This is a genomic window from Geotalea uraniireducens Rf4 (genome assembly GCF_000016745.1).
In the GTDB taxonomy this organism is placed as follows: domain Bacteria; phylum Desulfobacterota; class Desulfuromonadia; order Geobacterales; family Geobacteraceae; genus Geotalea; species Geotalea uraniireducens.
The window spans coordinates 2,459,775-2,475,106 of sequence record NC_009483.1 but is presented as its reverse complement, the minus strand read 5'-3'; the positions used below and the strand labels follow the sequence as shown (position 1 = coordinate 2,475,106).

Annotated in this window: 10 protein-coding genes; 3 read left to right on the top strand and 7 right to left on the bottom strand. The window is 55.4% G+C overall.

The genetic code is table 11. From position 1 onward, the window contains the following. Positions 1-4 precede the first annotated feature (4 nt). Positions 5-778 (top strand): ATP-binding response regulator, encoded by a 774-nt coding sequence (locus GURA_RS10735; RefSeq protein ID WP_011939006.1) that lies wholly within the window; start codon positions 5-7, stop codon positions 776-778. Positions 779-826: 48 nt separating this feature from the next. On the opposite strand, the gene GURA_RS10730 is transcribed toward GURA_RS10735, so the two are convergent. The 4 genes from GURA_RS10730 to GURA_RS10710 all read right to left on the bottom strand — a co-directional run bounded on the left by GURA_RS10730 (position 827) and on the right by GURA_RS10710 (position 8,033). After that, entirely contained in the window at positions 827-2,245 is a 1,419-nt protein-coding gene (locus tag GURA_RS10730) for a sigma-54-dependent transcriptional regulator (RefSeq protein ID WP_011939005.1), read from the bottom strand. Next, positions 2,242-4,056, bottom strand: coding sequence for a transporter substrate-binding domain-containing protein (locus tag GURA_RS10725; RefSeq protein ID WP_011939004.1), 1,815 nt, complete (start codon positions 4,054-4,056; stop codon positions 2,242-2,244). Before GURA_RS10725 ends, GURA_RS10730 begins: the two co-directional genes overlap by 4 nt. 23 nt (positions 4,057-4,079) lie before the next feature. After that, positions 4,080-5,633 (bottom strand): S10 family peptidase, encoded by a 1,554-nt coding sequence (locus tag GURA_RS10720; protein ID WP_232279023.1) that lies wholly within the window; start codon positions 5,631-5,633, stop codon positions 4,080-4,082. A 438-nt stretch (positions 5,634-6,071) separates the two neighbouring features. Beyond that, entirely contained in the window at positions 6,072-8,033 is a 1,962-nt protein-coding gene (locus GURA_RS10710; RefSeq protein WP_011939002.1) for a tetratricopeptide repeat protein, read from the bottom strand. Between the two features lie 443 nt (positions 8,034-8,476). Between GURA_RS10710 and GURA_RS10705 the strand changes: the two genes are divergently transcribed. Next, entirely contained in the window at positions 8,477-10,858 is a 2,382-nt protein-coding gene (locus tag GURA_RS10705) for an ATP-dependent DNA helicase (RefSeq protein ID WP_232279001.1), read from the top strand. 361 nt (positions 10,859-11,219) lie between these two features. Here GURA_RS10705 and GURA_RS10700 read toward each other — a convergent pair whose 3' ends face one another. Then, on the bottom strand, positions 11,220-13,268 hold the full coding sequence (locus GURA_RS10700) for a PAS domain S-box protein (protein ID WP_011939000.1): 2,049 nt from the start codon (positions 13,266-13,268) through the stop codon (positions 11,220-11,222). A 462-nt stretch (positions 13,269-13,730) separates the two neighbouring features. Further along, a complete protein-coding gene (locus GURA_RS10695) occupies positions 13,731-14,435 on the bottom strand; it encodes a TVP38/TMEM64 family protein (RefSeq protein ID WP_011938999.1) in 705 nt (234 codons plus the stop codon). Between the two features lie 283 nt (positions 14,436-14,718). Here GURA_RS10695 and GURA_RS10690 point away from each other — a divergent pair, with 283 nt between their 5' ends. After that, positions 14,719-15,180 (top strand): cupredoxin domain-containing protein, encoded by a 462-nt coding sequence (locus GURA_RS10690; protein WP_011938998.1) that lies wholly within the window; start codon positions 14,719-14,721, stop codon positions 15,178-15,180. 4 nt (positions 15,181-15,184) lie between these two features. Here GURA_RS10690 and GURA_RS25110 read toward each other — a convergent pair whose 3' ends face one another. Continuing rightward, entirely contained in the window at positions 15,185-15,319 is a 135-nt protein-coding gene (locus tag GURA_RS25110; protein WP_268741745.1) for a hypothetical protein, read from the bottom strand. Positions 15,320-15,332 lie beyond the last annotated feature (13 nt).

Below are 15,332 nucleotides of genomic sequence, written 5' to 3'. Positions count from 1 at the left end.
GCTCATGACGGGGCATAAGATCCTGATTGTGGAAGATGAAGCGATTGTCGCGCTCCATGAAGAAGAAAATCTCAAGAACATGGGATACACGGTCGCCGGCAAGGCATCCTCCGGTGAAGAGGCCATCAGGAAGGCGGAAGAGACCAAACCCGACCTGGTACTGATGGACATCGTTCTGAAGGGGGAGATGGACGGCATAGAGGCAGCCGGACAGATCCATACCCGCTTCAATATTCCCGTGGTATACGTTACCGCCTATGGAGATGAAAAAACCCTGCAACGCGCAAAACTGACGGAGCCTTTCGGATACATACTCAAGCCGTTCAAGGAAAGAGATCTGCATGTGGCAATCGGGATCGCCCTCTACAAGCATGAGATGGAAAGCAAGTTGAAGGAGATGGAACAGTGGTTTGCCGCAACGCTTAAGAGCATAGGTAATGCGGTTGTCACCACCGATACCGAGGGGCGCATTACCTTCATGAATTATGCCGCAGAAAAAATTTCCAAGTGGAGCCGGGAAGACGCTGTCGGCAAAAGTATTACGGATGTGATTAAAATCATAGGCAGCGAAAAGCAGACCTTGCAAAGGCAACATCTGGAGCAAATCATCAAAGACGGCATCATCATAAATCTTCCCAGGGATTATGTCACTTTCATCAACAAAGAAGGAGACGAGATACCGATTGGCGGCTGTGCCGCGCCCATCAGGGACGACCGGGGGGATATCACGGGGATCGTCATGGTTTTCAGTAACTTTCCCGAACGCAAGCAGGATTAGGATGCCCCCGGGGTTCCGCGCTATACAACCGGCCCCCTCCCCTTATCCTCAAATAGATTGCCGCATCTTCAATCGCTTGGAGAGCGCCGGCTGGGATATGCCCAACAGGCGCGCAGCCAGGGTCTGGTTACCGTTGGCGCGGTTCATGGCCTCCATCACCAGGAATGCAGCGGCATCGCTGAAGGTGGGGAGTTCGTCGAACCCGGCGAAGGGGTTTTCTTTGGGAGGGGTAACAGCGGCTGGACCGGCCTCTGCCTGGGAACGCTCCACGGCCTTGACAAAGGAGTCCATGGAGAGCATGCGGTCGCGGTGCACACTGACGGCATCATAGACCATGGCCTTGAGTTCGCGGACATTGCCGGGGAAGCCATAGGTGGCGAGAAACTGGGCCAGACCCTTTGGCGGGGTCGGCTTTTTCTTGCCCAGTGCCCGGGCCGCCTCTTCCAGGAAATGATCCAGCAGCAGGGGAATGTCCCCTCTCCTTTCCCGGAGCGGCGGCACATGGACGTGGTGGGTGCGGAGGCGGAAGTAGAGATCACGGCGGAATGCGCCCGTCCCCTCCTTGGCCGACAGGTTCTGATGGGTGGCGACGATGACCCGGGCCTTGAGGCGCTTGGGCAGGTCGCTGCCGAGCGGGAAATATTCCCCCTCCTGAAGCAGTCGCAGGAGTTTCACCTGGGAGGAGATGCTCAGATCGCCGATCTCGTCCAGAAAAAGGGTGCCGTCGGCTGCTTCCTCCACCATACCGCGCCGTACCTGTTCGGCGCCGGTAAAGGCGCCCCGCACGTGACCGAACAGGGTATCGGCAAAGACCGTGTCGTCGAGCCCGGCCACGTTCACCGTCACCAGCTTTCCCCGGCAGCCGCTCAGCCTGTGGGCGGCGCGGGCGATGAGTTCCTTGCCGACGCCACTCTCGCCAGTTATCAGCAGCGGCTGCGGGCTCTTGGCCACAGCTTCCACATAGGCGAATATGGCCTGCATGGCCCGATCGCCCGTGACGATGGCGTCGAAAACCTCGGGATGCCGGATTTCGGGCGAACAGAAGCGGCTGGCCATTTCCCGGTGATCCCGTTGAAGCTCCTGCATGTGCACACCCCGGAGCACTCCGCCGATCATCCGGTCCTCGTCGTCGGTCTTGACGAAATAGTCGAACGCGCCGCGCTTCATGCAGCGGACGGCGGTCTCGACCTGGTTCAGGCCGCTGACGACGATGACGGTGATTTCGGGATGCCGTTCGGCAATCAGTTCCAGCAGATCCTCACCCGACAGGTGCGGCATGGTCAGGTCGAGCAGGACAAGGCCGATGCGCCCTTCATCGAGTATGGCCATGACCTGGCGGCTGTCGCAGCAGGTCGCGATGTTGCAGATTCCCGCGCAGGACTCCAGGGTCAGGGCAAGAGAGCCGAGCCAGTCCGGTTCGTCGTCGACCAGAAGTATGCCGAAATCGGGATATACAGTCTCGCTCACAGGGTTTTATCCTCCTTGTATGCAGGCAAAGTCATCGTTACGGTGGTTTCGCTGCCGGGGGTCGAATCGAACTCGAGGGTCCCGCCATGTTCCTTGACGATTCCGGCCGAGACCGACAGACCCAGTCCGGTCCCCCCCATATCCCGCTTGGTGGTGAAAAACGGGTCGGTCAGGCGTGACAAGTGCTCAGGGGAGATGCCGATCCCTTCGTCCCGCAGACGGAAGGCGACGATCCCCCGGCCCGGATCGTAATAGGTGGCGAGTTCGATGCACCGACCAGTATCCGGCAGGGCCTGGCAGGCATTGAGGATCAGGTTGACCAGCACCTGCTCGATGCGCTGGGCGTTGCCCCGTATTTTGGGCAGATGTTCACCGTACCGGGCGTTGAAGCAGTCGGTCGCCTTGCGGATGGACGGCTCGACCAGACGCACAGCCGCCTGCGCCACCACATTAAGGTCCACGATCTCGTTGCAGGCGGTATCACCTTGCCGGGCAAAGTCCTTGAGATCGTCCACGATGCGCCTGATCCGCTTGCCGGAGTCCTGAAGCTTATCAAGGCTGCGCGGGATCTCTTCCCGCATGCGCGAATAGGGGAGTCCGCCGCAGGTGAAGTCGCCGTTCTCCTGGTAGTACCGTTCCAGGACCTTTGAGGCGTCCGTGAAGAACCGTTTCAGACTGGGAACCTCAAGCAGGATCAGGCCGGTGGGGTTGTTGATCTCATGGGCCACGCCGGACACGAGGATGCCCAGGGCGGCCATCTTGTCAGCCTGGACCAGTTGCTGCTGATTGAGGCGCAACTCCTCCTCCGCATTGCGCCGCTCGGCTATTTCCCGCGTCAGGTCGGCGGTACGCAAGGCCACCTGACGATGCAGAGTACGGGACCAGAGGGCGAAACCACCCAGGAGAAGAACGAGCGGACCGACTACGATTGCGCCGTACTTGGCAAGTTGTTTCCACGAAACGCCGGGCGGTTCGAGAACGCCGAGCCATTTGTTGTAAATCGCCTCATACTGACCGGTCTTTTTGAGGATGGCCATACCCTCGTTGAAGCGGGAAAGGAGTTCCGCATTCCCCTTGGCCACTGCGTAACAGTAGCGGTGGGTGGCTACGTTCCGAACGACCGGAATCAGGTTGGTCAGCTTCAGTTCGCGGATAATGTACATCCCGGGTACGATGGCAACTACGGCGTAGTCGTGTTTTCCCGAGGAGAGCTGGCGCAGGGCGTCCGCAGGAGTGTCGGTAAGGACCAGTTTTCCGGTAAAACCCTTGCGCACCAGGTAGTCGTGCATGATTCCGCCCCGGTGCACGACTACCGCCCTCCCGTCCAGTTCGTCGAGTGAGTTTATCATCGGCGAATCACGGCGGGCAAAAATGGCATGATTGACGATGGTGTGCGGCAGGGAAAAATCGACCGTCGCTGACCGCTCCACCGAGTAGGACATCCCCTGGAGCACGTCGACCTTTCCGCTCTGCAGGGCGCTGCGCATTTCCGACCAGCTGCCGAGCCGAAACTCGACCTTCATTCCCATCACCTCGGCAATTGCCTTGGTCAATTCAACGTTGTAGCCGGCGGGATGGCCGTCCTTGTCGATGAACTCATAAGGCGGATAGTCACGATCGCCGCCGACGATGACCACCCGCGAGGTTTTTTGCTGAACTTCGTCTGCAGCGGCCATAAAGGGAGATGCGAGAGAGAGCGCTACGCCGATAATCAAGCAGATGACCCAAGGCCAAACCAAGCCCCCTCCCCTTCTGGATGTAACAGAAGGAACACCGCTCGATTCAGGAGGTGATGCTGAAAGAATCGTCATCTTTGGGGCAGTTCCTGATACATTCATCGCTCTACCAGAGCACCTGCGATAAACGCCGCAACATCCTTTTTCAACTGGGAAAGCGACGTCCTGTCCAGATACATCATGTGCCCTGCCCTGTATCGACGGGTTGTTATGTTTCCCCTCAGGGCCGGGGTCAGACCCAGGTGGTTTATGGTATATTCCGTGGAAAAATGCGGGGTTGCCAGGTCGAAGCAGCCCGATGCCACGAAAAGCTTCATGTACGGGTTTTTGGCAAAGGCATTGCGCAAATTCTCACTGCTGTCGGCGTAACCGTTTTTCGCCTCCCAGTCCCAACGTCCGATCCCTCCGCCCAAGGTGAAGTATTCCAGGTCAGACTTGAATCCGAGCTCACGACGGACATAGTCGTTGAAAGTGGCCGTATACGGGGCGCGGATCGTAGCTACGGTCGGGTCAAACCCGAAAGGAGCCGCCGGGTCCAGGTTCGCCGCCGTGAACCGGCTGTCCATAAACCCGACCACTTGCCTCTGATCGCGCAAAAGGTCTCTGACAAAGCTCCTGTTGTCGATGCGCAAGTTGCGGTTGTCGATATAGGATTTATCCAACCCCGTGAATGCGGATAGCTTCTCGACCACCGTTCGCCTCTCTTCCGGAGAGAGAGTATCTCCCTTGCCGAGGGCGGTCAGATACCCGGTTGCAGCCCAGTTCTCAACGGTCGCAAGCGTCTTGTCCAGATCACCCTGAAGGTCCGGAGAGAGTTTCTTATGGTACCAGGCAGTGGCCGTGTAGCTGGGCAGGAACAGTTCATAGGGGAGATCGTTACCCTGGTCGAACGAAATGGCCTGCATGTTCATGACGGAAGAGATGAGGATGATCCCGTTCAGGGCGGCGCCGTGCTCAAAAAGGTAGTCCGAAAGGCCGGCGGCGCGGAACGCACCGTAGCTCTCCCCCACCAGGAACAACGGCGAATTCCAGCGCCCGTAACGGGCCAGATAGAGCCTGATGAATCTGCCAACCGAATCGATGTCCCCCTGCACCGTGGCAAATTTCTTGGTCAACTCCGGCTTGACCGCCCGACTGTAGCCGGTGCCGACCGGATCGATGAAGACCAGATCGGCCTGATCCAGCCAGGTGAATTCGTTATCCACCAACTGGTAAGGGGGTGGCGGCATCCTACCGTCAGGAAGCATCTGGACGCGCCTGGGACCGACAGCGCCCAGGTGAAGCCAGACCGAAGCCGCGCCCGGGCCGCCATTGAAGATGAACAGGAGCGGCCGCCGTATTCCGGGGGATGGGTTGTCAGCCGTATAGGCAATAAAGAAGATCTGCGCTTCGCTTTCGCCGGCATCGTTCATCACCGGCAGATGGCCTGTGGTCACCATGTACCCGATTTCCCTATTCTCCACGACAACCTTATGCCTGGTGACCACCGGTTTTTCCGGGACGGCCGCATTCTTGTCCTTCTCCGGCTGTTTTTCTTCACCCTTTGCCGCATCAGAAGCAACAGCAGCCTCCGGCACCGGATGTGACGCATGATAAGGGGTTCCGGTAATCAGCGCGGCGGCAAGAAGGATTGACGGAATCAAAATGATCACCTCCATGGTTGTATTTCAAAAGTTTATCCCAATTTCGCTTTTATGAGGACATTATTGAACCGGTGATTAAACATATCAATGGTAGGGGCGAGGCTCGCCTCGCCCAATCGGCGCAGGGCAAGCCCTGCGCCTACATCAGGGTTTTACATGTTTAATTGCCGGAGCAATATTATCATAAAAAAAGCCCCCTGCCATTGAAAGACAGGGGGCTCGTTGGAACGCCCGTCGCGATCAGGCGGCGGGCTTGCTAGGGCAACCCTCTTTGCAGTGGGAAACCGGCCGAATCATAAATTGCGCTGTCCACATAAGTCCCTATCTCCTTTTCGGTAGGATACCTCTCGTTTATCTTGAGGTTGAATATATGATAATCATCCGCTCGGGAAAAATCAAGGCAACTATCATCATTTAAGATGGGATACGCACATCCGGACGGCATTGCTACTCCTTAGTTCCTCCGTTCAAGGAGAGAAGAAGGTCGGCATTCATTTTTTTTATCCTTCGGAGTGTGGTCAAATTGGACCTGGCCGTTGCATTATCGGGATCATGCAGAATGGCGTCGTTCAGATACATTTCTGCCTTCGGCAGGTTTCCCCGATTACCGTAGATTACGGCCATATTCACCATCGCCTTGACATTGCGGGGGTATTGTCGCAAAAGGTCCGTGAAAACGGCTTCGGCTTTTACATCATCAGCGCTATCCAGATACGCCCCTCCAAGCAGTTCCAGGACGAATTCCCGCTCGACGCCAAGGGTGAGGGCGCGGTTGAGATTGGCTATCCGGGCGGCGGAGGCATTAGTCAAATAGAGAAACCGCCCGAGACTCAGGCAATCGTAATAGTTGACGGGATGGTCCGGCCTGCTGACGACGAGAGCCGGGTCGAGAGGAGGGGGAAGCGCCGGCTGGTCGCTCCTCATCCAGAAAGAGGCGGCATAATCCAGATAGACAAGCCTCCACATGGGGTCCGCCGCCAAACTGGGGAGCAAGCCGCGACTCTCTGCTGCATCGTGGTGAAGCAGTATGCCCTTGAAATCATATCGACTGAGCATCTTTTGCCACAGGTTTTTATTGTACGCCGCCTCCATGATTTCATCCAGGGTGGCCGGGTCATAGACTTCCCATCGCCCATCGAACAGCGGGCGCAATTCAGGGTAACCATGAAACAGATAAAAACCTCCCAGTAAGTTGCAGTTGTATATCGGCCCCCGGAAAGAAACTTTCTCAAGAAAAGCCGGCAAGCCATAGGGGAAATAGGAAGGCGTCGCCCCGAGTCCGAAGCGGGTGGGTTTTGGATGCAAGGAAGTATAGTAGATGCCGGAGACCGGAAGAGAGCCCCAAAAAAGTACGGCTGCTGCCACAATCAGAGTTATGGGAGCAGATACCGGTTTTCGTGGCCAGGCATGGATTGCCAATTGGTCGCATATAAACGGAGAGGCAACGAGCGCGAAGAGAACCATGTTTCTGCGCCCGCTCAGGGCGAGCAATGCCATGCCTGCAACCATGGGCAACCAATTTGTCCGGATGCGCCCCCGGCATGCGGCAAATATAATTGTAGCCAGGCAAAGGACGAAGAGAGCTGCAAAAAACCAGAAGGCGGGTTTGGACATGGTGTCAAAGCCCAGGGTCGGGCTCAGCTCTCCGAGGAAGCGGAATATGGCAGGCCCGCCCCCCTTCACTTCAGTGGCCAACAGCAAGGCATATCGCCAGGTCCCCCAGCCGTACGGGGAGATGATCGTGGCGAACATGCAAAGCAGCAAAAGACGGGAGAGAGGAACAAGATCGTTGCTTTTGCCCCTCCAGCGGTCCGGAAGAGCCGACAGCCAGGCACAGAGTACCATGAAGGGGCCGAGCACGAAAAGACCATGGCTGTTGGTCCAGATGACCTGAAAAAGGCCGATGAGGAGTTGTCCCCGGCGGGTGAGGAACGTGCGTTCTCGCAAAGAGAAAAAGAAAACGGCAATCATCAGGTACGTGAACAACTCGGGACGCGGCCGGAAACGCTCCGATGCTGCCATTACGGTCAGAAACAGGAGAAAGAGCCGGATCGGCATCGCCACGGTGCTGTCCATGCTCCGGTAGCAAAACCATAACGTCACCCCCCAGGTCAGCACCATGAACAGCTGGATTCCGACCATGCCGCCGGCGCCATGAATCACTGCCGCAGCCACCTGGAACAGCCAGTGGGAGTCGTGGTAATGCCTGCCTGCTCCGGCTATGCTGAAGCTGTCTATTATCGGGATGGCGTGGCGGGCCAGTATGTCGCGGCCGATTGCCAGGTGCCACCAGATGTCCATCTCGTGGATCTGGCGAAACAGGAAGGCGGCGATGGTCAGGACAGTCGCAATGGCGAGCAGCTGGCTTGCTCGCTTTGAAACGGGGGTCGCGAGAGAAAATGGTGACAAAAATCCTCCCAAAACGGAACGGCTGCCCTACCACCGGATTATTACCCCGGCCCAATGCACTACAAATTTCTTATGATACATCAATTAAGTTTTGTCAACACAAATACCCCCTCGTGTCGTGCCTTGCCAATCATTGAGCCATTGACTGTGAATCATCCCGCCTTGCCATCTATCTCCTTTATCTTGTGGGGAAAATCTATTACACTTCTACCGGCAGCAGGCTTTCTCGCCGGATTTCAGCCGATTGGAACCCGTTAAGAAAGAATTCTAGCCACGAATTTGCACGAATATACAAGCTCTTGTGATGCAGAAGACACTCACCAGATCGGTGACTACTCAAGACTTAACAAGGGGTTAAAAACATTCGTGTTTATTCGTGTCATTCGTGGCTAACTGCCGTTTTTGGGTTCAAACCATATTGCTTTGGAAACATGGAAGTAGCGATGAAACTGATTACCATCCCGCTCCGCGATTTTGCATTACCGGCGCCGCGAACCGGGAGCATTGAAGCTCATTCTGGTTACGGACGCCCGGCTGCCGACGGGCAGGAAATCCATGTCCGCGTGCAGAGGAAAAGAGCCAGGGCCGATGCTTCTTACCAAGCCGAGGTCCCGGTCAGCAGTCTGTTCGAGAGGGATGGGTACCAATTCAGGATCGACGGACGGATGGACGGGATTTTCAGGCACGATCCGCCGAAGATCGAGGAAATCAAGAGCAGCTTCAACATCCGGGAGCTTGCGCTCAGGCTCGCAGACAAGCCGCTTGACCATCCGTACTGCCTGCAACTTCAGACTTACGGCTACTTCTACTGGCGCGGACACCATGTTCTTCCCACGTTGACCTTTCATCTCGTCTCTTCCCGGGGCGGGGAGTCCGAGGATCTTGAACTCCAACTCGATCTCCCGCTTTACGAGAAATGGCTGGAGCTGCGCCTTGACGAACTTGTCGCTGCAACCAAACAAGCCGAGAAGCGTGCCGCCAGGAGACGGAAGATTGCCGAACGTTTCACCTTCCCTTTCGCTAACCCGCGCCCCGGCCAGATCGAGCTCATGCATGAGATCGAACAGGGAATGACAGAGCGAAAACCGATGCTCATCCAGGCACCCACCGGTCTTGGAAAAACCGTCGGCGTTCTCCATCCCGTGCTGAAGGAGGCGCTGGGCCGGGGCCAGAAAGTGGTCTACGTCACGCCGAAAAACAGTCAGCACTCGGTGGCCGAGGACGCAGTCACCCGTTTCCAGGAGACGGGTGCGGCCGTCAAATCTCTCTCAATCACGGCAAAAAGCAAGATCTGCTTCAAGAACGAGCCGTTGTGCAATCCCGAATACTGTGAATATGCCCGCGATTACTACGCAAAAACATATGCCCATGGGCTTCAGGATATTTTGGCGAAGAAGCGGAAGTTGAGGGCCCGCACGTTTCGCGACCTGGGCGCGGAATACCAGGTCTGCCCGTTTGAATTGCAGCTCGACAGTGCAGAGGCAGCCGACATCGTCATCTGCGATTACAACTACGTCTTTGCCCCGCGCTCGGCACTGGGCCGGATGACGACCGTCGGCATCGATCAGACAGGAAAGCCCAACCTGGTGATCGACGAAGCCCATAACCTTCCCGCCCGCGCCATGGACTACTATTCGCCGGCACTCTCGTCCGTCATACTGGAGAAAATGCGTGACGGGATCCGGAAAGTACCCCCTCGCTTTCAACGCGAGGCAGAGGAGCTTCTCGACGGTTGCATTCAATCCGTTGCCTCCTGCAGGAAAGGTCAAAGTTCAAAACCGATGCGGATCGATCCGCCTGCGGAGCGTTTTCTTGAGCAGGAGGCAAAACTCCGTGCCGCCCTCTCCCGCTACCTCGACTCCCATGTGGAGATAGAGCAAGAGGACGCAATTCTGCGCCTTTCTTTTTACTGGTCCGAGTTCACGGAGACCCTGGAATACGTCGTCGATCCTGACAGAGAGGAGTTCTTCACCACCTATCATCCACATCCGACCGGCGGCATGGTGAAGATCACCTGTTGCGATGCCTCCGCAATGCTTAAGGATTGCTATGATGACTACGAACAGGTGGTGGGGTTTTCGGCAACGCTGAAGCCCTTTGACTACTACGCCAAGCTTTCCGGGCTGGATACCGGGAACGTGAGGACGGCGGAATTTCAATCCCCCTTCCCGAAAGAGCTGCGCAAGCTCCTGATCATCCCGCAAATCTCGACCAGGTACGCCCATCGCGAGCGCAACTACGCGAAGATCGCCGACGCCATCCAGAGGATAACGGGACTGCGCCGTGGGAACTATTTCGTCTTTTTCCCGAGTTTCGAATTCCTGGAGAGGGTAGTCGTTCTCTTCCCGCCCCCCGAGGGGTTCACTGTGCTGAGGCAGGAACGGGGCATGAAGGCTTCCGGAGTCGAGGAGATCCTGGGCCATCTCCGCGCCCGGAGCGTTCCAACGATCGTGTTTGCCGTGCAGGGAGGTTCGTTCTCCGAGGGGATGGACTACGCAGGAGAGATGGTGATCGGGGCCTTTGTGATCGGCCCACCGTTACCGAATTACGATCTGGAACGCGAACAGATGAGGGAGTATTACCAACGGCAGTACGGCGCCGGCTTCGAGTATGCTTACACGATTCCGGCAATGGCCAAGGCAATTCAGGCCGCAGGGAGGGTCATCCGCTCCGAGACCGACCGCGGGCTCATTGTCCTGATGGACAACAGGTTCACGGAAGCGAGCTACAGCCGGTCGATGCCGGCTGACTGGTTCGAGTCCGATGTGGCAGATCTGGTTTCCGACAGCATCTTGAGGGATGTCGCCGAGTTCTGGGCGCGATGATTTGAAGGCATATTGACGTCATGACGTCATGACGTCATGGTGTTATGATGAATGCAACGTCACAAGGGAGGTTATACCATGGCAACATCATCACAGACAAAGCGGGCGACCGTACCGTCTGGGTCGTGAGAGTGGGGCATCGGCAGGAGGTGTACAGGCAGTAATTTATCAACCTTTAGCTAAATATTTTGGTTCAATCGTATTTAAATTCAAAGTCCAGAAAACATAAATTTAACGCAGACACTGAGAAGATCAACGGCTTGTTTTTTAGAGCTTTTTCTCTGCGTCTCCGCGTCTCTGCGTTATGGATCTGGGTTTGATTCAATAGAGTTTGCATAGATTCAACACTGTCATAAAAAGATCAGAAATCCGTACCTTTTCTGCCCGCTTGCTCACAGTTGACGGGTAAATACAACGTAAATTGTGATCCTTCACCGATATGGCTTTCCACGCTGATTTCGCCTCCATGACTCTTAACGATATTGTAGGTAATGGCCAAACCGAGACCTAGTCCTTTACCGACCTCTTTGGTTGTGAAGAATGGGTCCCAGATCCGATCTATCACATCCTGGGCTATACCGCAGCCGGTATCACGGACCTTGACGCAGACCATTTTATCATCCGTGCAATCCGTCGTTATCTCCACAAGCCCCCCCTCCTTGCTCGCCTGATGGGCGTTCATCAGCAGGTTCATGCAGACCTGGCGAAGTCCGGTTGGATCGCCGTGGATAAGAGGGATGTTCTTCTTCAAGTTGGTCACGACTTCGATATATCCACCGCTCCACTGGTGCCTTAAAAGTTCCAGAATTTCCAAAAGGATCCCGTTGATATCCACCCTGCCGACGGAACCGTCCGATTTTCTGCCAAAGTTGAGTAGACAGTCTATGATCCTCTTACAGTGATAAGACTCCCGAATGATGACCTCAAGGTACTTTGGAAAGGCCGCCAGCCGCTTGTCCTCCCCCAGTGCAGGCTCGTCGCGGAAGCGGCGCAGTAGCGCTTCTGCGTAACCTGCCACCGAGGAGAGCGGATTGTTGATTTCATGGGCGACCCCGGTGGCAAGCACGCCGATGCTCGACATTTTATCGTTCTGAATCAGCTGCAGTTCCTGAAATCTTTTTTCCGTCATGTCCCTGAAAAAGACAAGTGCCCGGTTTTTCTCTCCCTGTGCACCTTCGATAGAGGTGGCCGTGATGTCGATATACGTGGTTTTCTGCCCTTCGCGCACGGAAACCATGGATGTCTCCACCCGTTCGCCACGAAGGGCCCGTTCGACGGGGCAATTTTGCGGCGATGAGGGGATTTCCGTATGGAAGATATCCCTGCAAGATCTGCCCGGAAGGACCTCCTGTGGAAATAACTGCTGACAGAAGTGATTGAGATGCTGAATCAAGCCGTTTTGGTCATAGATGATGATACCATCGTTGACCGAATCGAATATCGCCTGCAATTCGTTCTTTTGGTTTCTTAACTCGACCTCGACCTGCTTGCGTTCGGTTATGTCCTGGGTCGTGCCGTACAGCTTCACGACTTTTCCAGCGGCGTTGACAGACGGCTCGACAATCGTATAGACCCACTTTGACGTGCCGTCTCTAAGCAGCAAACGATGTTCGATTTCGTAGTTTTTGCCTTGCTCGATTCCTAACCGGAGGTTGTCCATGACGGTGTCGAGGTCTTCCGGATGAACCACGCTGGCAAAAGCTTCCTGCGTAACTTCATCGTGGCCGAGACGCAAAATGCGCAGCATTTCATCCGAGACGTTCAATGCGCCTGTTAAGGGGTCTGAGCGCCAAGACCCAACATGGGACATTGTCTGAGCCTTTGCCAGGTTGTATTCACTGTCCCGCAGGGCCTCTTCCGCCCGCCTGCGCTCTGTAATGTCCATTAGGGCAGCGTGACACTCTTCCCCTGATTCGGCAGCCGTTGCTTCTATCCGTACAAAAAGCGGCTGGTTGTCGTCTTTCGAGAGCTTCAGCCTGCACGTCTCTTTGTCCCGGCTCAGAAATACCATCCGGAGGAAATCAGCGAAGGCGGGGCGGTCTTCATCGGCAACGAAATGCTCAAAGCGCTGGTTAGCCAAGAGAGAACGTTCTATCCCCAGCAGGTTGGCTCCGGTCAGGTTAACAGTCTGGATAGCACCGTCACTGCTGAGAGTGAAATAACCCACCGGTGCAAAATCGTAGAGGAGGGCGTATTTATTCCGCGATGTCTCCAGTTCCTCCTTGGACCTGCGCAGTTCTTCGTTCTGCAACTCCAACTCAATCTGGCGGATCTGAAATTCATGAAGGAGTGCCAACGTATCTTTTTCTGTACCTGGAAGAACTATCGCCCCCTTTTTAGCAATAAATTGCTCTTCCGCACGATGGCGCAGTTCAGAGACCACTTCAGGCATATTCTTCTGATTTATCATGTCCGGCTCCCGCTTTATCAGCCGTTTATGGTTCAATGTCTCGCGAATGACTTCTTGTACACCGATTTAAACACCCGACCCATGGACGACCCTTCCTCAGATGCCGATGATTTACAGTGTTGCAGTTTAACAGATTTCAGCAATAAATAACATTGTTATATTTGTAACAACCCTTGATCTCACCCTCTGAAGATCAACTATTGTAACAATAACGGCTCGATCAGTCGAAAACCAAATATTAAAGAAGGGGGCACGCAACGACGCACCAAAAGTAGGCGACTTTAAGCGACGGTGCGACGATTTAAAACCATGATCCAAAAATAGTTTATAAACCTTTCGTTGCGCCATCGCGTGAGACATGCATGTGGTTATGTTTCTTGGGATCTTCCTGATGCAGGTGTGGAGGGAATCGATACGGCTGATCGGTTTATCGGACGGCTCGCTCCATCGAGCGTGGGCAACCTACCTCATTTTGCCGCCCCCGGTCATTTTATCATACCACCCCCAGGGGTTTTTCCGCTTGATCCAGACCGGGACGACGAACAGCAATACCACGAGAACGAGCCCCAGGGAGACCTGCAGCAGAATGCTGCCGGAGAAAAAACTCTTCCCGTAGTAGTTGAGGATAATGGTGCCTGGAGTCATCCCGATCAGCGTGCTCAGGGCAAAGGAGCGCAGCGACATCCCTGTCAGGCCGGCCCCGTAGCTGACGAGGGCGAAAGAGAATACCGGCTCAAGACGGGCAAAAAGGACGATGTATGCAAGATGGCGCCGGGCAATCCGGTCGCTGAAGGTGATATCCCGATGCAGAAGCCGGGTGATCGCCTCCCTGCCGAGGTGACGGGCGAGGAGAAAACAGGCAATGGCCCCCGCCTCGGACCCCAGCAGCGAGTATATAGTTCCCCAGAAAGGCCCGAAGAGCACGCCTCCGGCGATATCGAGGGGAGCGTTGGGGACGACGGTCACCACAATCGCGACGACCCTGAGCAGCACAAACAAGAGCGGCGCCAGCCTGCCCCCCCCTTCCAGAAAGTCTTCAATCCATTTCGGATCAAATAACTCCGGCGGAGCCTCACGCCAGACGAGGACACTGAGCACGACCAGAAGCAGGACCAGGACAGCCGCCTTGACACTGTGGTAGTGGTTTTTCTTACCGGCTGAACCCATGGATTGCTCGCTCTCCCCCCGTTGCGACAAATTTGCCCGGCATCAAGGTAAGATATTATCCTTATAATTACCTGTCAAGATAGTATCTGCCCCCGAGCCTTTCACTGTCAACCTGATTTCCCCATTGGTCAGCGTCACCGGACCGTCCCGGCATGAGTCCGCCAACCGCCTTGGGTTTCTTGCGGAGGTTATATATAATGATAAACTGTCCACAGGAGCATCATCGTTTGGCGAGGCAGGAGTTGCACCGACTATCCTCTGCTTCCGGAAAAGTGAGGACGCTATGAAAAAAATATTACTGACCATTATTCTGACGGCAGCGACCATTGTCATTTCAGGTTGTGGCCACCATCATGCAACTTATGTGCGGGACGCAGCAGACCGGGTCAAGGCCGCCGACTGGTCAAAGATGGAAACCACCACCGTCACCATGACCGACTTTGCCTTCAATCCAGCGACCATCGTCTTCCGCCAGGGGGTTCCCTACAAGCTCGTTATCGAGAATAAGGGCACCCAGAAACACTACTTTACCGCGGAGGGATTCTTCCGGGCAGTCGCCACCCGAAAACTCCAGTCAAATACCGACGGCGAGGTAAAGACCCCCTATTTCACTGCTATCGAAGTGTACCCCGGACGTTCCCTTGATCTGTATTTCATCCCCGTGACGACGGGAAGCTACCATCTCATCTGCACAATCGAAGGGCATGTCGACCTGGGGATGAAAGGGGAAATACGTATTGAGTAGGGCGTTACCCTTGAACCTGACCCGCCAGGCTTTCTTGCGCAACTGATTCAGTATCAATCCCCTCGTGATAATCGGTCTGGCCACGGTAAAAAGCTGCAAAAGAAATTAAAAAGCCCGCATCACGCGGGCTTTTTTGCATAAGGATTGGTTGT

What these genes read in the sequence shown, in the direction of transcription:
- GURA_RS10735 (WP_011939006.1), top strand. Translation starts at nt 5, where the DNA reads ATGACGGGGCATAAGATCCTGATTGTGGAAGATGAAGCGATTGTCGCG.
- GURA_RS10725 (WP_011939004.1), bottom strand. Translation starts at nt 4,056, where the DNA reads ATGACGATTCTTTCAGCATCACCTCCTGAATCGAGCGGTGTTCCTTCT.
- GURA_RS10705 (WP_232279001.1), top strand. Translation starts at nt 8,477, where the DNA reads ATGAAACTGATTACCATCCCGCTCCGCGATTTTGCATTACCGGCGCCG.
- GURA_RS10700 (WP_011939000.1), bottom strand. Translation starts at nt 13,268, where the DNA reads ATGATAAATCAGAAGAATATGCCTGAAGTGGTCTCTGAACTGCGCCAT.
- GURA_RS10695 (WP_011938999.1), bottom strand. Translation starts at nt 14,435, where the DNA reads ATGGGTTCAGCCGGTAAGAAAAACCACTACCACAGTGTCAAGGCGGCT.
- GURA_RS10690 (WP_011938998.1), top strand. Translation starts at nt 14,719, where the DNA reads ATGAAAAAAATATTACTGACCATTATTCTGACGGCAGCGACCATTGTC.
- GURA_RS25110 (WP_268741745.1), bottom strand. Translation starts at nt 15,319, where the DNA reads ATGCAAAAAAGCCCGCGTGATGCGGGCTTTTTAATTTCTTTTGCAGCT.